Origin of the sequence: Perlucidibaca piscinae DSM 21586 (assembly GCF_000420045.1) — a bacterium.
Classification (GTDB): domain Bacteria; phylum Pseudomonadota; class Gammaproteobacteria; order Pseudomonadales; family Moraxellaceae; genus Perlucidibaca; species Perlucidibaca piscinae.
Map to the genome: position 1 here is coordinate 603,569 of NZ_ATUE01000006.1, position 18,738 is coordinate 622,306.

Genomic DNA, 18,738 nt, shown 5'->3' on the forward strand with positions numbered 1-18,738 from the left:
TTCACGAGGACATCCTGCGCGCAACAGTCACGTCGCGACATCGCTATCGCCTATAATCAGGTCTCTTGCCTGAAGGTATAGACCACGCATGAAAGATCCGCTGCTGACCACTCTGCGCCGCCAGCTCAAGGCCGAGGCGCCAGTCGTGCCCGCCGTGAAGACAGCAGCTGTCAGCGTGCCGGCACGCGCCGAACCCGAGCTCAGTGACGAGGAGCTCTTCGCCCGCGCCACCCGGGGTGCCCGACGCATGGACGCTGCCGTCCCGCCACCATCACGCCCGACCAGACCGCGCAAGCCGGATGCCATGACGCTGCTGCGCCGGGCGCAGGCTGAGGGGGGTGACCAACGGGAACAGGTGCCGCTGTCCGATACCGTGGCGCTGCAGGCCGGCGTGGCGCCGGAAGCCGTGCTGAGCTTCAAGCGCAACGGGGTCCAGGAGCGCCAGCTGGAACAGCTCAAGGCCGGCAAGCTGCCCTGGCGTCACGCCGTCGACCTGCACGGCTGTACCCTGGAGCAGGCGCGCGAGGCTGTCCTGCAGCTGCTGGACGAAGCCAGACGCGATGGCATCACGGTCGTGAAGATCGTCCATGGCAAGGGCCAGGTGAATGGCCAGGCCCTGCTCAAGACGGCCGTCAGCGGCTGGCTGCGACAGGTGCCCGGCGTGCTCGCCTATGTCAGCGCCAGCCCGCGTGACGGCGGCACCGGGGCCGTGCTGGTGCTGCTCAAGCGCCCGCGCGAGACGGGCACGCCCGGCGACCACCCGGAAAAACGCGCCGCCGCGGATGCGGACGGCGCAATCAGGCCGCGCGGCGTGTAGGCTTTACTCCCCCAGGCATTACCGATACGGTGCGCTTCCCAACTGCCACTTGCACGAGAACAATCATGGAAAACGCCTACGCGGACATCATCCGCGCCGTGGGTGAAGACCTGGGCCGCCCCGGCCTGCTCGACACACCGAAACGTGCCGCCAAGGCATTCAAGTACCTTTGCAAGGGCTACGAGGAAGATCTCGACACCATTGTGAACGGTGCCATCTTCCCCTCCGAGAACGACCAGATGGTCCTGGTCAAGGACATCGAACTGTATTCGCTGTGCGAGCATCACCTGCTGCCGTTCATTGGCAAGGTGCACGTCGCCTACATCCCGTCCGGCAAGGTCCTCGGCCTGTCCAAGGTGGCTCGCATCGCCGACATGTACGCGCGTCGCATGCAGATCCAGGAGAACCTGACCAAGCAGATCGCCGACGCCATCCAGAAGGTCACCAACGCCCGCGGCGTCGCCGTGACCATCGAGGCCAAGCACATGTGCATGATGATGCGCGGTGTCGAGAAGCAGAACTCGGTGATGAAGACCTCGATCATGCTGGGTCTGTTCCGTGAGAACCCGCAGACGCGCAACGAGTTTCTGTCGCTGATCAAGGACTGAGTCCAGCGAACAGCTGCTGCTCAACGCGATCGGGTGGGGTGCATGGCAAAACGCGCCGTGGATACATCCCTGTAGGCTCAGCTCGGCATCCATGCCTCGCACGGTTTTGCCACGCACCCCACCCGATCGCTCGCGTTATCTGTTCAGCACCGCCATCACCGCGCTCAGCACATCCGCCGCACATGTCGCACCCGGCGGCAATTGCTGTTCATCTCCGCTGCGGTACTTGCCGGTGCGCACCAACACGCCCTGCAGACCTGCGTTCAGCGCACCCAGCACGTCTGCGTCGACGTCGTCACCGATCATGACCGTGTCCGCCGCTGACACGCCCATGCTGGCGCAGGCCAGGTCGAACATGGCGCGCCCGGGCTTGCCGATGACCTCGGCAGTCACGCCGCTGGCGTACTCCAGCGCTTTCACGAAGGGACCGGCATCCAGCTCCAGCCGCTCGCGTCCCTGGAAGTAGCGATTCATGCCCACGGCAAGCAGCGGTGCGCCCTGCATGAGCAGGTCAAAGGCGATGTCCAGGCTGCGGTAATCCAGACCCTCGGCAGCGTCGCAAAGCACCACGGCATCCGGGTCATGGCAATCCACCCCGCTGAACTCGCTGCGAATGTCCGGATGCACCAGCAGCAAGGGTCGCAGGCCGCGACGGCGCAGGGTTTCGGCAACCACGCGGGGGGCGGCAAACAGGTGCGCCGCGGACACGTTCAGACCCAGCCCGGCCAGCTCGGCAAGAATGGCGCTCTGCGGACGCCGGGAAGTATTGGTCAGCAGACGCCAGGGCAGCCCGGCATCATCCAGTGCCTGCAACGCCTCACGCGCACCAGGCAGCAGGCGCCCGCTGTCGGTGAGCACGCCCGCGATATCCAGACACACGGCTCGTATCGTCATGACACCCTGTTCCTGCCCCGTCATGGCGTCAGCATAGAACATGGCGACCCTGCCGCAACAGCAGGTCGGCAATCAGCACTCCCGCTCCATGCCGTCATCGCGGTATAAAGCGCGCCTGACTCCCTGACCGATGGCCGCCATGTCCCTGCCCGTCGACCTCGTGCTGCCTGACCTGCTCGCCACGCTGAGGCAACGCTCCGCGCTGGTGCTGCAGGCGCCACCGGGCAGTGGCAAGACCACGCGCGTGCCGCTGGCGCTGCTGGGCTGGCAGTCAGACACCAGCGGGCGCATGTCCCGGCTGGAGGAGCCCGCCTGGCTGGCCGGACGCCGCGTGGTCATGCTCGAACCTCGCCGGCTGGCCGCACGTTCGGCGGCACGCTACATGGCCTCGCTGATCGGCGAGCCTGTCGGCCAGCGCATCGGCTATCGCACGCGTCTCGACACCCGGATCAGTGCCGGCACCCGCATCGAGGTGGTCACCGAGGGCATCCTGACCCGGCTGCTGCGTGACGACCCGGAACTTTCCGACTACGCCGCCGTCATCTTCGACGAGTTCCATGAACGCTCGCTGCAGGCCGACCTCGGGCTGGCGCTGACGCGCGAATGCCAGGACGTGCTGCGCGACGACCTGCGCCTGATCGTGATGTCCGCCACCCTCGATCCGCTGCCGCTGTCACGCCTGCTCGGGGACGCCCCGGTGCTGTCCTGCGATGGTCGCCTGCACCCGGTGACGATCAGCTACAGCCCGCCAGATCGTCTGCCATTGCCGGATCATCTGCGCCAGGAAATCCTGCGCCTTCTGCACCAGGAGACCGGCTCGCTGCTGGTGTTCCTGCCCGGCGAAGGCGAAATCCGGCGGCTTGCCGAGCGTCTGCAGGATGCCCTGCCGCCCGATGTCGACCTGTGTCCGCTGTTCGGACAGCTCGCCGGCGAGGATCAGGACCGGGCCATTGCACCGGCGGCGGCCGGGCGACGCAAGGTGGTGCTGGCCACCAGCATCGCCGAAACCAGCCTGACCATCGAAGGCATTCGTGTCGTGGTCGATGCCGGCCTCATGCGCGTGCCCTGCTTCGATCCCGGCAGCGGCATGACACGGCTGGTCACGCAGCGCGTCTCCCAGGCCAATGCCGAACAGCGACGCGGGCGCGCCGGTCGCCTCGGCCCGGGGCACTGCCTGCGCCTGTGGAGTGGCGAGGAACAACAGCGCCTGCGCCCGTTTGCCACGCCCGAGATTCTCGCCGCCGACCTCGCCGACCTGGTGCTGGCACTGGCGGCCTGGGGCACCCGCGACCCGGCCGGCATGGCCTGGCTGGATGCACCACCGGCACCGGCCTGGGCACAGGCCCGAGACCAGCTGACGGCGCTGGGTGCACTGACCGCCGACGGCAGCATCACGGCGCATGGCGAGGCCATGCAGCGACTCGGCCTGCCGCCGCGACTGGCGCATCTGATGCTGTGCGGGCGTGCAGAAGGACTGTCACGCCTCGCCGCCGACCTCGCCGCGCTGCTTGCCGAACGCGACCTGCTCGACAGCCGCGACGGTGCCGACATCCACCACCGGCTGGCCGTGCTGCGCGGCGAGCGCGCCAGCACCGGGGTCGACCGCGGCCGCCTGCGCCTGGTGCGGGACAGCGCGCGCCGACTGATGGACAGCACCCCGCACACGGCTGCCGGGAAGCCGCCGCGCGACAGCGCCCTGACAAAACGCATTGACCGTGCCGACAGCCCGGCCGATGTCGGTCGTCTGCTGGCACGGGCATGGCCGGATGCCGTGGCCCGTCGCCGTCCCGGCAATGCGCCCCGCTACCTGCTTGCCAGCGGACGTGGTGCCTCGCTGCCAGCTGACGATGCCCTCGCCGGCGAACCCTGGCTGGTGGTTGTCGAAACTGACGGACAGGCCCGCGAAGCACGCATCTTCCAGGCCGCGTCCGTCGACGCAGCCGACATCGAGAGCCTGTTCGCGGACCGCATCAGCACGCAGGATGATCTGGCCTGGGAGGCGCAGGCCGGAGCCGTCAGCGCCCGCCGCCTGAGGCGACTGGGTGCCATCGTGATCGACGAACAGCCGTTGCCACGCCCTGCCGCCGAGGTGCTGCTGCCCGCCTTCGTCGCCGGCGTGCAGGCAAGCGGCAGCGATGCCTTGCCATGGACACCGGCGCTGCGCCAGTGGCAGGCCCGCGTCAACATCCTGCACGACCTGGTGCCTTCAGACTGGCCGGATGTCAGCGATACGCAGCTGCTTGGCACCCTCGCGGACTGGGCCGGCCCTTGGCTGACCGGCATGCGCCGCCTCGCCGACCTGGCCAGCCTGCCGCTGCAGGATGCCCTCGGCAGCCTGCTGTCGTGGCCGCAGCAGCAGGAGCTGGAGCGTCTGCTGCCACGCAGCCTCGACGTGCCCAGCGGCTCGACCGTGGATATCGACTACACCGCCGAACACGGCCCGGTGCTGGCGGTGAAGCTGCAGGAAGTGTTCGGCTGGCAGGACACGCCGCGACTGGCCGACGGCCGCATCGCGCTGACCATGCATCTGCTGTCACCGGCACGACGACCGGTCGCGGTCACCGGCGACCTCGCCAGCTTCTGGCGCAACGCCTATGGCGAGGTGCGCAAGGATCTGCGCGGGCGCTATCCCAAGCATCCGTGGCCGGAAGATCCGCTGACGGCGGTGGCGCAGCGCGGGGTCAAGCATCCGAAGCCCAAGGGCTGAACAGCGGGAGCACGCGGAAGGCGGGATGGCGAGAAAACACGCCGTGAATACGTCCCTGTAGGCTCGCATGCGCCATCCATGGCGCATGACGGTTTTCCCCGCCATCCCGCCTTCCGCGTGCCCCTAGAGATACCCCTGCTGTCAGTGAGCACCAAGTGCCCTGACGTTCTGGTGGCCGGAGGCTCTGCAGGTGACATCACGCGCCATGGATGGCGCGTGAGAGCCTACAGGGACGTACTTGCGGCGGTCACCGGCAGAGCCTCCGGCCACCAGAACACGACAGCACAGGCCTCACTCGTCATACGTCCCGCACTCCGCATCCCCCGGCACATGCTGGCACCGCGTGCGCTTCATCAGGCTCATCATGGTCGGGTGGTAGACGCCATCCTTCATCAGGCGAATGCGCGCTTCGCGCAGCATCTGGTAATAGCGATCACGCTCGGCCGGAGGCAGGTCGATCCAGCGGCTGGCCGGCACGTCCTTCTCGGCCTCCTTGAGCTGGACCACCAGGCGATCCAGATACTGCAGGCCGAAGGCGCGGATCTGCTGCAGGCGGCGATCCAGGTCAGGAATGCGTGGCACCACCAGGTCGCGACGCAGCACCACCGAGCCCGTGGCCTGCAGCAGCGGGAAGCGGATCACCCCGCCCTTGTTGCCCATGCCCTTGTACAGCTCCATCGGTTTGAAGCCCAGCGCCGGCGCGGCGATGATGTCAGCCTGGCCGTTGTTGAACTTGCCGGCGTAGCTGGTGAAGTCGGCGGGGACCGGCTGGGCACCGAGGCCGGAGATCATCTTGGCCTGGATGGGATCCCACTCCAGCACCACCACGCGCTTGCCGGCAGCCTTGCTCAGGGAGTTGATCTGGCGGTCATTGACCACGACGAAAATGGCCCCGATCGGCACCACGGCAGCGACCTGGTAACGGCCGCTGATGGCCAGCGAGGCCACCACCGGGTGCGAGAGCTGGGTCAGCAGACTCTTCATTTCCTCGTAGTTGCGCAGGTTGCCGGGCGCATCCAGGCTGCCGACCGCGAAGTTGAACTGCTTGGCGCGCAGGGTCGACAGCGCCACCAGCTCGCAGCGGCCGGCCTTGAAGTCCTCGGCGGCGACGCGCTCGTCACTGTAGGGCTTGATCTCGACGAAGAGCTTGAACTCCTGGGCCATGGTCGCCAGCTCGCGTGCCACGTCGATGACCTTGCCGCCACTGCCCATGGGGTCGAACACGCAGGCCTTGAGGTGTACCGGCGACGGCAGCGGATCCGGCTTCTTGACCGGCGCCGCCTGAGACGGCAGTGCCAGGGTGGCAAGCAGCGAGGCCAGCAGCGCCAGCCCTGGCAACGATCGCCGGCGTTCTGCCGGCAGGGACAGATGACAGGTCATGGCGCTCACTCCTCGAAGGTGCTGCATTCTTCATTGCCGGGCTCGTGCTTGCAGCGCACGCGCTTGAGCAGATTCATCATCGAGGTGTCGTAGACGCCGTCGGCGGTCATCTTGATGCGGGCCTGACGCAGCATGCGCTGGTAGCGGATGTGCTCCTCCGGCGACAGGGTCATCCAGACCTGGGGCGGAATGGTCTTCTCGGCCGCCTGGAGCCGCACGATGAAGTTGTCGAGGAAGCCCAGCCCGTACTCACGCAGCTTGCGCAGGCGCACGTCGAGGTCGGGAATCTTGTCGATCAGCAGGTCGCGACGAATCATCAGCGTGCCGGTGGCATGCAGCAGCGGAAAGCGGAACACGCCGCCCTTGGTCCCGATGCCCTTGTGCAGCTCCAGCGGCTGATAGGCGATGGCCGGCGCGGCGATGATGTCGACCTGACCGTTGTTGAACTTGCCACCGTAGCTGGTGATGTCGGACGGCACCGGCTGGGCCCCGATGGAGGAGATCATCCTGGACTGGGAGGTGTCCCAGTCGAGCACGCCGACGCGCTTGCCGGCCGCCTTCTCGATGGAGTTGATGGCACGGTCACGGGTCATCACGTAGAGCGCCCCGATGGGCAGCACGCCGACCACCTGGTAGCGTCCGACCAGCGCCATGGGCTCGAACGCGGGATGGGCCAGACTGCGCAGAAGCGTCTTGACCTCGGCGTAGCTGCGCAGGTTGCCGGGCGAGTCGATGCTGCCGACGACGCGGTTGAACTGGCGGGCGCGCAGGGTCGAGACACCCAGCATCTCGCACTGGCCGGCCTTGAAGTCCTCGGCAGCGACCTGCTCGTGAATGTGGATCTTGGGTTCGACCAGCAAGCCGTACTTGCGTGCCTCCAGCACCAGATCCTTGGCCAGGTCGGCGATGGGTCCGTTGTTGCCGACCGGATCGAAGATGCAGGCACGCACCCTGACCAGGGTGGGCAGCGGCTTCATGGCCGCCTTTTCCGCCGCCTTGCTGGTGGCCCAGACCGGCTCGGCACTCGCACCGCCGGCAGCATGAACGCCAGCTGCTGCCAGCCCCAGTGCCGCTGCGGCGAACAGGCCGGCCGGCGTGAAAAACGCATGTCTGCGGATAGTCATGTGCGTGTCCTGTTGTTCTTGTCTGCAGCAATGCCGGCACTGCTGCCTGCCCTGCTGTCACGCCCGGGATAGCTACTCAGACTACGTCAGACCCGTACCGCCGGCTTCACCGCAGTGACTGTCCGCGCAGTCACTGCGGTCAATCTGCCCAGAAGCCGGCAATCGCTGCCGCCACGGCCTCCGGGCTTTCGTCGAGATGCAGGTGATGCCCGCCCGGCAGGCTGACCACGGCGAGATCGCGGAAGGCAGCGACACGGGCCTGCGCCAGCGCGTGATCAAAGGGCATGCCGGACTCGCCGCGTACCAGCAGGGTCGGCGCGGTGATGGCGCGAATGCAGGACAGCACCTGGGCCTCGCTGAAGCGCATCAATGACGACTGGCGCAGACGCTTGTCGGTGCGCCAGCTCAGCGTCCCGGACTCCTGCCTCAGACTGCGCTCGCAGAGCAGACGTGCGGCCGGCTCGCTGAGCGCACCGGTAAGACCGTTCATGCGCGCCTGCACGGCGGTGTCCATGTCCGGGATGATCCGCCGACCGGGCTGGAAGCGGCTCCAGCTGTCGAGAGCATCGCGAGCCTGGCTGGCGTAGTCATCGGGAGTGGCCGTCAGCGGACCCAGGCCTTCGATCAGCACCAGGCGGCTGACGCGTTCGGGAAAGATGCCGGCGAGCAGCAGGCAGAGGCCGGCACCCAGCGAATGGCCGAGCAGACGCAGCGGACGATCCGGCGCAATCGCGTCCATGACCGCCAGCAGATCGTCCAGGTAGTCGGCATTGTGGTAGCGATAGCCGTCCGGGCGCGAGTCGCTGAGCCCGTGACCGGCCAGATCCATGGCATGCCAGGTCACCTGCGGCAACAGCGGTGCCAGCCGGTCGAAGGTGGCGGCATTGTCCATCCAGCCATGCACCGCGAGCACTGGCTCGCTTTTTGGAAGAACACCTGGCCAGACCTTGACCGCGACCTGACCGCGCCCGTGCGGCAGGTGCACGGCCTGTTCCCGTGGCGAGTTGCCACCGTGTGTGCCGGCGCTCATGCGCCACCGCCGTGGCCGTCATCCGCGAACGCGCCCATCGCGCGCAGTGCCTTCAGCACCGCCTGCGCCGTGGCCTCCGGCTGCTCGAACGGGAACAGGTGTCCGCCCGGCAGCAGCTGCAGCGGCACGCCCTGGGCGCGTGCCAGCTGGTGCATGCTGCCCTTGCTGGTGAAGATGCTGGTTTCGCCGGCCATGACCGTCAGCGGCACGTTCAGATGACGCTGATAGCGCCAGCTGTTGCTGGGTGTGTGCCGGAACACCTCGACTTCGACCTCGGCCGGGATGGTCAGGCAGACGCCCTCGGGGCAGTCACGCAGCCCGTGACGCAGATAGTCCGCGAAGCAGGCCTCGGTGAAGTCCCGGAACAGGGCCTTGTGGCGCAGGCTGGCGCCCGCCTCTTCGCGACTGGCCCAGACGCTGCGCCGCCCCAGGCTGCGGCCGGCCGGCGTCACCTTGTCGATCTGGCCGGTGAGCTTGGCAAGCCCCACCATCAGGCCGGCAGCCGGCGGTATGTAGGCCGGATCCATCATGATCATCGCGCTGAACAGGTCCGGGTAACGCTGCTGTGCCATGAAGCTGGTCATCGCGCCCATCGAGTGCCCCAGCGCGATCACCCGGCGGCCCTGCGCCTGGCGACGCACCGAATCGGCAACCTGATCCACCAGCCGCGTCCAGCTGCGATCCGGTGGATAGGCCGGGTCGGCACCGAGCACCGGAATCATGACCACATCCACGGCATCGCGCAGACGCAGGAACAGCTCCTCGTAGCAGGCACTGGGAAAGCCGTTGGCGTGGGCGAAATGGATCAGCGGACGCACGCTCATGCCGCACCCTCCTGCAGGCTGCGCACGATCAGACCCAGAGACAACGCCGCATCGCGCTGGGCAGCCGGTGCAATCACCACCGTCGAGGCTTGCGCCGGCGTCAGGTAGCGGGCCGCGACACGGGTCAGGTCGGCGACCTCCAGACCGAGCAGACGCTCGCGCAGGCGCTGACGCTGCGCCACGGTGCGCCCGTAAAGCTGGTTGTGGAACGCCTGACGGGCCTCGCCGGCCGGTGACAGCGGCTTGTCCATGTCGGCGAACAGGCCGAGCTGGGCCTCCTCGAGGGCCTCCGCACGGTGCGCAGTCGACAACAGCCAGTCCAGGCTGCGATCGAAGTCTTCCAGCGTGCCCTGGAAACGCGGATCGCGATAGGAGTAGAAGCGGAAGGCGCAGGCGTTGCTGTCATAGCTGGCACCACCGCCATAGGCCCCCCCCTGCTCGCGGATGGCACGGTGCAGGTAGCCGTTGCGCAGGAAGCTGCCCAGCGCCATCAGCGCCGGCGCGTCATCATGGTCAATGGGCACGGCCGGATAGGCACGTGCACAGAATTGCACCTGGGTCTGGGTCAGCCAGGCTTCCTGCACCGTGGAGATAGCCGGCACCGGCTGATCCAGCCAGGGACCGGACGCCACCGGCGAACCTTCCGGCCAGAGCGCATTCAGGGTCTCCAGCGCCTCCGGCAGCAGGCCGCTTTCGCCAATCAGCAGGAACTGGCGCGGCGCCTGCTGCACCTTGGCATGCAAGGTCGCCAGATCAGCCAGCAGGCGCTGACTGCCGGCCTCGTCCATGCCGTCGTGCAGCTGCTTGAACCAGGCAATGCCGGCCAGTCCGCTGTGGCGCTGCTGGAACGCGGCCAGGGCGCTGAAGCTGCGTGCCGCTGCCTGCATGGCCAGACCATGCCCCTGCCCCGTGATGCTGCCCTCCCAGCGTGTCTTGAGCTGCGCCAGCAAGTCACGAACCCGCGCCGGCTCGTCGAAACGCAGGCGTGCGAAGGTTTCATGCAGCAGGGCCTGGAAGGCCGCCTGGCGATAGCCCAGGGCCTTGCCGCTGACCACCAGATGCACTTGCGCCTGCGCCGGCGAGTCCAGACTGGTTCGCCCTGACAGCGACATGCGCAGGCCGCCGCTGACCGCCGACTGACGCTGCTGCATCACGCGGTAATCGGCCTCGCCAACCCCCAGCTCGGAGAACACGCTGGTGTATAGCGGCAGCAACGACACCTCGGCATCCGTCAGTGCAGGCAGCTGGATGATCAGCTGCTGATAGAACAGGCCGTTGGTGCCCTGGGCATACGTTGCCACCGGCAGCGCGTGGTCCGTGCCGGCACGCAGCAGATGCGATTCGCCAGCCAGCGCCTTGACCTGCGCCGGCACGTCCGCCAGCGTCACGCGCGGCAGCAGCGAGACATCGTTTTCCTGGGCCTGGCGCGCCGCCAGCGCCTCGGCCTGCTCGCGCACCTGCTGCAGCTGCGACGCCGACATGCCGGACTTGATGGCTGCCAGGCGCTCGGCCTCATGGGCGTCACGACGAGCCGCCAGCTGATCATCCGGGCGCAAGGTCAGGCGCACGCGGTGCGGGTTGTCCAGCAGCAGGCGACGCACCAGCCCGGGCACGAATGCCGGGTCGAGAATGGCCTGGCGCAGGTGCGCGAGCTCGGCCTCGATGTCCCAGACCGCGAGCGGATCGCTGTCCTGCAAGTAAGGCGTGAGGCCGTTGAGCAGCAGCTGCAGCCCGTAGGGATAGCTGTCGCCGCCGATCTCGCGCTGGCTGAGCTCGAACTGGTGCAGCACCGCCTCGACCTCGGCCAGTGCCACGCCCTGCTCGGCCACCTGCTGCAGGGTGTCGAGGATCAGTGCCTCGACGGCCGCGGCGTGCTCGGGCTCCGAGCCCTCGATGCCGGCAATGAAGGACATCTCGCGGCCCTGGTCATCCAGTCCCATCAGGGCGGTAGGCGCCTCGCCCAGCTCGGTGGTCTCGAGCGCATGGCGCAGCGGCGAGGCGGCATTCTCCAGCAGCACGCCACTGAGCAGATGCGCCTCGAAACGGGCACGCACATCGGCCGAGGCGCCCAGCAGCCAGGCCAGCACGTGATGCGTCTGCGGGCCGTCCGCCGATTCCGGCGCATAGGCCTCCTCGACGCGCAGCGGCGCCAGCCGGCGCTTCTCGTCACGGCCGCTGACCGGCTCGCCGACGCTGTCGAAGCGCTGCAGGGCCAGCGCGTGGAAACGCGCCTGCAGGTCCGCCGGCGCGCGGTCGCCATAGGTCATGAACACGGCATTGGAGGGATGGTAGTGGCGGCGATGAAAGGCCAGCAGCGCCTCGTGGGTGAGATCCGGGATATGGGCCGGATCACCGCCCGAGTTGTAGTGGTAGGTGGTGGTCGGGAACAGGTGCGAATACAGGGTCTCGTGCAGCACGCTGTGCGCCGGGCTCATGGCGCCCTTCATCTCGTTGTAGACCACGCCCTTCCAGACCAGCGCCGAGCGCTCGTCAGCGGCATCGGCGAACTCGACTCGAATGCCTTCCTGGGCAAAATCCAGCGGATGCAGATGCGGAAAGAACACCGCGTCCAGATACACGCCGAGCAGGTTGTCGTAATCCTGGCGGTTCTGGCTGGCGAACGGATAGGCGGTCCAGTCGCTGGCCGTGAACGCGTTCATGAAGGTGTTGAGTGAACGCCGGATCATCAGGAAGAACGGATCGCGCACCGGGTAGCGCTCGGAGCCGCAGAGCACGGTGTGCTCGAGAATGTGGGCCACCCCGGTGCTGTCCTCGGGCATGGTCTTGAAGGCCACCAGGAACACGTTTTCCGGATTGTCCGCCGCCAGATGCAGGTGGCGGGCACCGGTCACGTCGTGCCGATACTCGCACAGGGTCGCGTTCAGGGCCGCGATGTCGACCTGGCGCAACAGGGTGAAACTGGCATGGGGCGTGGTCGCAGGCAGCAAGGAGACACTCCGATTCGTCAAAGGTTGGATCTGGACAGCCAAGGATCGCATGATAAAGTGGCTGATTCCGATGGGGAGTACCAGACATGGTCGTCAACAAGAAACTCGCTGCGTTATACCGCGAGCGTGCCAATGCCACCAGTTACCAGCACTGGCGTGATGTCTCGCTGGAGCTCGACGCGCACACCGGCCGTGATCTCTGGAAGATAGAAACCTCGTCGGATGACTACCATCACGAGGTGCTCAGCGAGCGCCTGCTGACCCTGCGCCAGTGGCAGCAGGCAAAGAACCACAAGCTGCTGATCCGCGCCCTGCGTGAAGGTCTGCATCATGACCTCGGCAACATGGGCAACTCGCGCCTCTACAACCAGACCCATGTCGGCACCAAGCGCCTCATCGAGGACTACGTCGCCCAGGTCTGTGACAGCCTGAACTACCTCTGCGATGCCACCATCGAACACCTGACCAACGACGAGAAGCTGGCCCTGTTCGAGGACATCCTGCGCAGCTTCGGCCAGCCCGCGCTGCAGCTTTCCGGTGGCGCCACCCTGGGCATGTTCCACATTGGCGTGTGCAAGGCGCTCGACGAGGAAGGCCTGTTGCCCAGCGTGATCTCCGGCTCCAGCGCCGGCTCGCTGGTCGCCTCCATCATCGGCACCCACACCCGTGACGAACTGCAGGACTTCTACGACGGCGACGCGCTTTACAAGCACGCCTGGAGCTGGAACAAGCTCAGCGACGGTTTGCGCGGCAAGGGCTTCGCCAACCAGAAGCAGCTGGAAACCTTCATCCGCCAGAACATCGGCGAGTTCAGCTTCGAGGAAGCCTTCAAGAAGACCGGCCGCCACATCAACGTCAGCATCTCGCCCATCGGCGCCAACCAGAAGTCGCGCCTGATGAACGAGCTGACCTCGCCCTACCTGCTGGTCTGGAGCGCCGTGCTCGCCTCCTGCGCGGTGCCGGTGCTGTTCCCGCCCGTCACCCTCACCAGCAAGTCGGCCGAAGGCCAGCACCGCCCCTACATGCCGCTGGAACGCTGGGTCGACGGCTCCATGCGCAGCGACATGCCGCGCCGCCGTCTGATGCGTCTGTACAACGTCAACTACTTCGTGGCCAGCCAGGTCAACCCGCACATCGTGCCGCTGCTGGAGTCGGAGCGACGCCGCCAGGAAAAGGGTGCCATCGGTTCGCTGCCCAAGCGCATCCTTAAAACGCAGTCACGTCTGCTCGGCATGGGCGCCCTGCAGGTGGTGCATGACAAGGTCAGCAACGAGGCCCTGCGCGCCACGCTCAGCCACGCCTACACCATGATCTCGCAGAGCTACTACGGCGACGCCACCATCGCGCCGCGCCAGTACACGCTCAAGCACTACCGGCACATGCTGCAGAACCCGACCAAGGAATCCATCATCTGGTTCCGCCAGCAGGGCGAACGCGCCACCTGGGCACGCATCGACCAGATCCGCGTGCAGTCACGCATCAGCCGCACCCTGCAGGAATGCGTGGCGCGTCTGCTGCAGCGCCGCGCCCACAACTGGCACGAGGCCGAAGTGCGCGCCATCCTCACCGATCGCGAGGACTATCTGGCCCATCACCAGCCGGCACAGGGCAAGCGCGCCTGACAACCCTGCCCGGCTGCTGCCGGGCGGGGGCAAAACCTGCGCGAACTGGCAGTCATGGCTTGTCATTCCGCACCGTTTGCGTAAACTACGCGCCGATGATTGCCACGCCATCAGCACGGGTCGTTAGCTCAGTCGGTAGAGCAGTTGGCTTTTAACCAATTGGTCGCGTGTTCGAGTCACGCACGACCCACCATTTTCAAGCCTTGCAAGGCATCAGGCCTTCAAGGCTGTCCAATATTTCGGCAACTGTCTGATGAAAGGGCGCCCTCGTGGCGCCCTTCTTCATTTCAATGTCATCGTCCGGCGCGATACGTATCAATGAATCGGTGCGTTATGGCAGACGCCGAAACGCTGCGCGAGCAGACTCAGTCGCTTGTCGGCTGTCCAAAGACGCAGCCCCGGCGTCAACATCGTCGATGCCAGCAGCATGATGTCGACAAGACCGCATCCTTGTCCGAACAGATCTTCGCGCTCGATCAAATCGAGCACCTCGGCATGACTCGCCTGCTGCGCCTGATGCAGCAAACCCATGAAGGCGATGGTTCGGGAGCGTTCCGGCGGGGTACCACAGGCAATCTCGCTAATCACCATGGGATGGCAATAGACCTGATCCGCCTTCAGCAAGTCGACCAATGTCTGGTTGCCGCGACGAAAATGGTCCGACCACACGGATGTATCCACAAGCACACCACTCATGCCGTCGGCATCTCGCGACGGCGAGGAACCTCGGGCATGCCAGGGGCCTGACCGCCCAGCAATGCCAGACGCTTGGCAGCCTGGACACGAATGAAGGTCTTCATGGCTTCACGAAACACGTCGACCTTGTCCATGTCGGCGTCTGCCACCTCAAGTGCCTTGGCATAGAGCGCATCGTCGATGGTCACGGTGGTTCTCATGACTCTTCTCGCATCAATATTGAATCAATATCGCATCATATTTGATGCCATCGATCACCCGCCCAGCAGCATCCCCGCCAGACCGCAGACCAGCAGAACCTCGATCACGCCGCGCTTGAGCACGAACAGCGCGATCATGGCCAGTGCCATCAGCAGCAGCGCCTGCCAGTCCACGCCCGACACCAGGCCTGCATCCAGACCCTGCGGCCACAGCACGTGGTAGCCGAAGAACAGCGCCAGACTGGCAATGACACCGACGACGGCAGCACTGATGCCGGTCAGCGGGGCCGTGAAGCCGAGCCGGCCATGGGTGGACTCGACCAGCGGTCCCCCGGCGAGAATGAACAGAAAGGACGGCAGAAAGGTGAACCAGGTCGCCACGCAGGCACCGGCCACCCCCGCCAGAAAGAGCTGGTCAGGGCCGAATACCTGATGGGCCTGGGCGCCGAGAAACGCCACGAAAGCCACCACCATGATCAGCGGACCGGGCGTGCTTTCGCCCAGCGCCAGGCCATCCATCATCTGCGGCGTGGTCAGCCAGTGGAAATGATTGACGGACATTTCCGCCAGATACGGCAGCACCGCATAGGCACCACCAAAGGTCACCAGCGCGGCCTGGCTGAAGAACGCCCCCATCTGGGTCAGCGTGCCCTGCCAGCCGAACACGACCGCCAGCACAGCCATCGGCAGCAGCCAGAGTCCGGCGCCGATCAGCAGCAGACGCAGCAGGCGTGAACTCCGGAAGCGTGCATGCTCGGGAATGGGCGTGTGATCGCCTATCACCGCCTGGTCATCTGGACCGGTATCTGCCGCAGCATGCCCTGCCCCGTTCATCAGGCCCGGCCGGTACCGTCCCAGCAGCCAGCCGATCGCTGCCGCCATCAGCACGATCAGCGGAAACGGCAGCTCCGCCGCCACCAGCGCAACGAAGGCCGCTATCGCCAGCGCCCACAGCCAGCCATTGCGCAGCGTGCGCGAACCGATGCGGTGGGCGGCATGCACGACGATGGCGGTGACGGCAGGCTTGATGCCGTAGAACAGGCCAGCCAGCAGCGACTGGTCACCGAACTGCAGATACAGCCACGACAGACCGATCAGGATCAGCAGCGACGGCAGCACGAACAGCACGCCAGCCAGCACCCCGCCCCAGGTGCGGTGCATCAGCCAACCCAGATAGGTCGCCAGCTGCTGCGCCTCGGGGCCAGGCAGCAGCATGCAGTAGTTCAGGGCATGCAGAAAGCGGCGCTCGGATATCCAGCGCTGGCGCTCGACCAGTTCGCGATGCATGAGCGCGATCTGCCCGGCGGGGCCGCCGAAGCTGATGAAGCCAAGCAGCAGCCAGAAGCGCACGGCATGGCGAAAAGGGATGGCAGCAGGGGTGTCAGTCATGCGTCACCGGTTTCCTGAAAAGGTGGCAGAGGTCTTCGCGAGCCGGGGCCGCGACACGATCAACCTCATCATAGCGACTGTCGCTGCCCGCATCAGCCGTGGCTGCCGACTCCATGGTCGCGATCACCCGGACCTGCAGGCCGGCATGACGCTGCAGCCAGTACGGCACGCCGATGTCACGCCGCACATGGCCGTTTCCGGCCAGCAGCACCGCACCGGTATCGACCCGTGTCATCAGCTGCCGGGTCATCCACAGATCACGCGCCACCTGCATGCGGACCATCCCGGCCATGCCGGCGCGTGGCGCCACGCCGCAGTGTCCCGCGATGATTGCCGCTTCCTGCTCGCGCGCAATGTGCGCTGGCAGCTCCCCGGTCGGCAGATAGTCAGCCAGCGCATCCGGCAGCACGCTGGCAAGGCCGTCACGCATCACGCGCAGCGACTCCGTGCGCGAGACATTGCCGGGCAGCACCGGCAGCCGATACCGCAGTGCCAGAGCCAGCACCGGTTCGTAGTGCCTCCAGTCCCAGCCATCGCCACCGGCGGCCCTGATCACGCAGGCCGCGCTGCGACAGGTGGCCATGGCATTCGCCAGATCGGCGGCACGCTCGCGGTCGAACTGCTCCATGACCAGGGCCGGTCGCCAGCCGGCATCCATCTCGGCCTGCAGGCGCTGCAAACGCCGGGCATGACCCGCCGGGTTGTCATGAATCTCGCCCAGCAGCAGCAGGCGTCCCGGCTGGGCAGCCGGGGCCAGCGCCGGTGAATCGGCGGATGGCGTGAGCTGCGACGGCACCTGCTGCGTACCGGCAGAAACACCACCGGCAAGCAGCAGGCACGACAACAGCAGTCCGGGCAGATGACGCATCCATGACCTCGTCGGACCAAGCAGTCTATAATGCTCGCTGAAAAACCGGAGATTCGTCATGAAATACCTGCACACCATGGTCCGCGTCACTGACGTCGAGCAGTCGCTGAACTTCTACCGCGACGCGCTCGGTCTGGACATCGTGCACCGCAAGGACTATCCGCAGGGACGCTTCACCCTGATCTACCTGGCCGCCCCTGGCGATCACGACGCCCAGATCGAGCTGACCCACAACTGGGATCCGGAAACCTACACCGGCGGTCGCAACTTCGGCCACGTCGCCTATGCCGTCGATGACATCTACGCCACCTGTGCCCGCCTGCAGGCGCATGGTGTCGCCATCCTGCGCCCGCCACGTGACGGTCACATGGCATTCGTGCGCTCGCCGGACGGCATTTCGGTGGAGCTGCTGCAGCGTGGCGAGCCGCTGCCGCCCCGGGAGCCCTGGCAGTCCATGGGCAACACCGGAACCTGGTGAATCAGGCCAGTCGCTGCAGCACCGTCACCACCCGCCGACTGCCGGGATAGAGCCAGGGATCCTCGACGACCGCGCATGACAGCAGACGATGCGGCAACTCGCAGGCCTGCCAGTGCGCGGCCTGCGCGTCGGCCTCGAGCTCGTTCAGATGCACGCAGAGCAGCAGGCCGCCCGGAGCCAGCAGCGACAGCACATGCGCTGCCATGGCCCGGGGCTGGAAATGCCGGTCAGGCAAGCCCCAGCGCTGGTGCGGGCGCGCGAACACGAAGGGCATCAGCCAGGTGATCAGCGCATGACGACCGGTGTGCGCCAGCACGTCCCCGGCCAGGTAGCGCGTCTGTGCCGCTGACACGCCGGTGGCGGACAGCAGCGACTGACACCAGGTCATCAAGGCCTGGCCATAATCGACACGGCGCCGCCCATCACGGTAACGACGGCCGGCGTCCAGCTCGATGGCATCCAGCTGCAGGACCGTCGCCGCCATTTGCGCAGCCTGCGCGGCCAGGAACGTGGCCCAGCCGGGCATGACCGCCGCATTCTTGGTTCCCACGTCGAGTGTGGCCAGCATCGCATCAGGCGCACCTGCCTGCAGCGTCCACCAGTCCGGTGTCATCCACGGACGCAGATGGCCGTCGGCCAGCCACAGCAGGGTCAGACTGTCCGCGCTGATGACATCCGGGAGACCGGCTGGCCATTGCGACAGCGCCGGGTACTGCGCACACAGCCTGGCATGCTCGGCCTCCGCGCGACGGCGAGCCTGCGGCAAGCGCGCAGGCAGCGCTGGAAAGGCGCGCTGCCAGTCCGCCCAGTCCGCCGGGACAGGACGCGGCAAGATGGCTGACTGACGACGCTGGAACTGCCAGTCGCGCCAGCGGGCACGCAGTCTCTCCGGCAGGGACACGCTCATTGCCAGCCCTGCTTCCAGCACTGCTCGTCCGTCAGCAGTCGCCAGGCAATGCGCTGGGTGCGGCGTGTCAGCACCGCCTGCAGCATGACCTCGGTCACGGGCTGCGAGGGATCATCCGGCAACACCAGTTCGGTGACCAGAAAGTGCTTTTCGCGATCGCGTGGGCTGACCGCTGTCCATTTGCTCAGCCTGAGCTTGGCGGGATTGAGGCGACGTCTGGCGTGCATGCCGCTGGCTCCGGAAAAA

Annotated in this window: 17 protein-coding genes and 1 tRNA gene; 6 read left to right on the forward strand and 12 right to left on the reverse strand. The window is 66.6% G+C overall.

Annotated features, from left to right (window positions below; translation table 11 throughout):
* Positions 1 to 88: 88 nt before the first annotated feature.
* Together F595_RS13180 and folE are read left to right on the forward strand one after the other, a co-directional pair.
* Positions 89 to 817 carry a Smr/MutS family protein gene (locus F595_RS13180; protein ID WP_022956145.1) on the forward strand — a complete coding sequence of 243 codons (729 nt, stop codon included), beginning with the start codon at positions 89 to 91 and terminating at the stop codon, positions 815 to 817.
* A 65-nt stretch (positions 818 to 882) separates the two neighbouring features.
* Positions 883 to 1,425, forward strand: a complete 543-nt coding sequence (gene folE, locus F595_RS0106930) for a GTP cyclohydrolase I FolE (protein ID WP_026913327.1) — start codon at positions 883 to 885, stop codon at positions 1,423 to 1,425.
* A 135-nt stretch (positions 1,426 to 1,560) separates the two neighbouring features.
* On the opposite strand, the gene F595_RS0106935 is transcribed toward folE, so the two are convergent.
* Complete coding sequence (locus tag F595_RS0106935) at positions 1,561 to 2,319, reverse strand: TIGR01458 family HAD-type hydrolase (RefSeq protein ID WP_026913328.1); 759 nt, start codon at positions 2,317 to 2,319, stop codon at positions 1,561 to 1,563.
* Positions 2,320 to 2,458: 139 nt separating this feature from the next.
* Here F595_RS0106935 and hrpB point away from each other — a divergent pair, with 139 nt between their 5' ends.
* Positions 2,459 to 5,026, forward strand: coding sequence for an ATP-dependent helicase HrpB (hrpB, locus tag F595_RS0106940; protein ID WP_040568336.1), 2,568 nt, complete (start codon positions 2,459 to 2,461; stop codon positions 5,024 to 5,026).
* A gap of 291 nt (positions 5,027 to 5,317) precedes the next feature.
* Here the strand turns inward: hrpB and F595_RS13185 are convergent, their stop codons facing one another.
* The 5 genes from F595_RS13185 to F595_RS0106965 all read right to left on the reverse strand — a co-directional run bounded on the left by F595_RS13185 (position 5,318) and on the right by F595_RS0106965 (position 12,332).
* Positions 5,318 to 6,406 carry a putative solute-binding protein gene (locus F595_RS13185; RefSeq protein ID WP_022956149.1) on the reverse strand — a complete coding sequence of 363 codons (1,089 nt, stop codon included), beginning with the start codon at positions 6,404 to 6,406 and terminating at the stop codon, positions 5,318 to 5,320.
* Between the two features lie 5 nt (positions 6,407 to 6,411).
* Positions 6,412 to 7,530 carry a putative solute-binding protein gene (locus tag F595_RS0106950; RefSeq protein ID WP_022956150.1) on the reverse strand — a complete coding sequence of 373 codons (1,119 nt, stop codon included), beginning with the start codon at positions 7,528 to 7,530 and terminating at the stop codon, positions 6,412 to 6,414.
* 139 nt (positions 7,531 to 7,669) lie between these two features.
* Complete coding sequence (locus F595_RS0106955) at positions 7,670 to 8,560, reverse strand: alpha/beta fold hydrolase (protein WP_022956151.1); 891 nt, start codon at positions 8,558 to 8,560, stop codon at positions 7,670 to 7,672.
* Complete coding sequence (locus F595_RS0106960; RefSeq protein ID WP_022956152.1) at positions 8,557 to 9,384, reverse strand: alpha/beta fold hydrolase; 828 nt, start codon at positions 9,382 to 9,384, stop codon at positions 8,557 to 8,559. The genes F595_RS0106955 and F595_RS0106960 overlap by 4 nt, the downstream gene beginning before the upstream one ends.
* The gene (locus F595_RS0106965) at positions 9,381 to 12,332 is read right to left on the reverse strand and encodes an insulinase family protein (protein WP_022956153.1); all 2,952 of its coding nucleotides are present in this window, start codon (positions 12,330 to 12,332) and stop codon (positions 9,381 to 9,383) included. The genes F595_RS0106960 and F595_RS0106965 overlap by 4 nt, the downstream gene beginning before the upstream one ends.
* Positions 12,333 to 12,418: 86 nt before the next feature.
* Here F595_RS0106965 and F595_RS13190 point away from each other — a divergent pair, with 86 nt between their 5' ends.
* Together F595_RS13190 and F595_RS0106975 are read left to right on the forward strand one after the other, a co-directional pair.
* The gene (locus F595_RS13190; RefSeq protein WP_022956154.1) at positions 12,419 to 13,954 is read left to right on the forward strand and encodes a DUF3336 domain-containing protein; all 1,536 of its coding nucleotides are present in this window, start codon (positions 12,419 to 12,421) and stop codon (positions 13,952 to 13,954) included.
* Positions 13,955 to 14,071: 117 nt separating this feature from the next.
* Positions 14,072 to 14,147, forward strand: a tRNA-Lys gene (locus F595_RS0106975).
* A 122-nt stretch (positions 14,148 to 14,269) separates the two neighbouring features.
* Here F595_RS0106975 and F595_RS0106980 read toward each other — a convergent pair.
* The 4 genes from F595_RS0106980 to F595_RS0106995 are packed head-to-tail and all read right to left on the reverse strand — an operon-like array spanning position 14,270 to position 17,107.
* Positions 14,270 to 14,650, reverse strand: coding sequence for a type II toxin-antitoxin system VapC family toxin (locus tag F595_RS0106980; protein ID WP_022956155.1), 381 nt, complete (start codon positions 14,648 to 14,650; stop codon positions 14,270 to 14,272).
* Positions 14,647 to 14,850 carry a type II toxin-antitoxin system VapB family antitoxin gene (locus F595_RS0106985; RefSeq protein WP_022956156.1) on the reverse strand — a complete coding sequence of 68 codons (204 nt, stop codon included), beginning with the start codon at positions 14,848 to 14,850 and terminating at the stop codon, positions 14,647 to 14,649. The genes F595_RS0106980 and F595_RS0106985 overlap by 4 nt, the downstream gene beginning before the upstream one ends.
* Before the next feature lie 54 nt (positions 14,851 to 14,904).
* Positions 14,905 to 16,239 (reverse strand): chromate efflux transporter, encoded by a 1,335-nt coding sequence (chrA, locus tag F595_RS0106990; protein WP_022956157.1) that lies wholly within the window; start codon positions 16,237 to 16,239, stop codon positions 14,905 to 14,907.
* A complete protein-coding gene (locus tag F595_RS0106995) occupies positions 16,232 to 17,107 on the reverse strand; it encodes a ChaN family lipoprotein (protein WP_022956158.1) in 876 nt (291 codons plus the stop codon). Before F595_RS0106995 ends, chrA begins: the two co-directional genes overlap by 8 nt.
* Before the next feature lie 58 nt (positions 17,108 to 17,165).
* Between F595_RS0106995 and F595_RS0107000 the strand changes: the two genes are divergently transcribed.
* Complete coding sequence (locus F595_RS0107000) at positions 17,166 to 17,585, forward strand: VOC family protein (RefSeq protein ID WP_022956159.1); 420 nt, start codon at positions 17,166 to 17,168, stop codon at positions 17,583 to 17,585.
* A gap of 1 nt (position 17,586) precedes the next feature.
* Here the strand turns inward: F595_RS0107000 and F595_RS0107005 are convergent, their stop codons facing one another.
* A complete protein-coding gene (locus F595_RS0107005) occupies positions 17,587 to 18,492 on the reverse strand; it encodes a hypothetical protein (RefSeq protein ID WP_022956160.1) in 906 nt (301 codons plus the stop codon).
* Positions 18,489 to 18,719, reverse strand: a complete 231-nt coding sequence (locus tag F595_RS0107010) for a TIGR02450 family Trp-rich protein (protein WP_026913333.1) — start codon at positions 18,717 to 18,719, stop codon at positions 18,489 to 18,491. The genes F595_RS0107005 and F595_RS0107010 overlap by 4 nt, the downstream gene beginning before the upstream one ends.
* Positions 18,720 to 18,738: the final 19 nt, after the last annotated feature.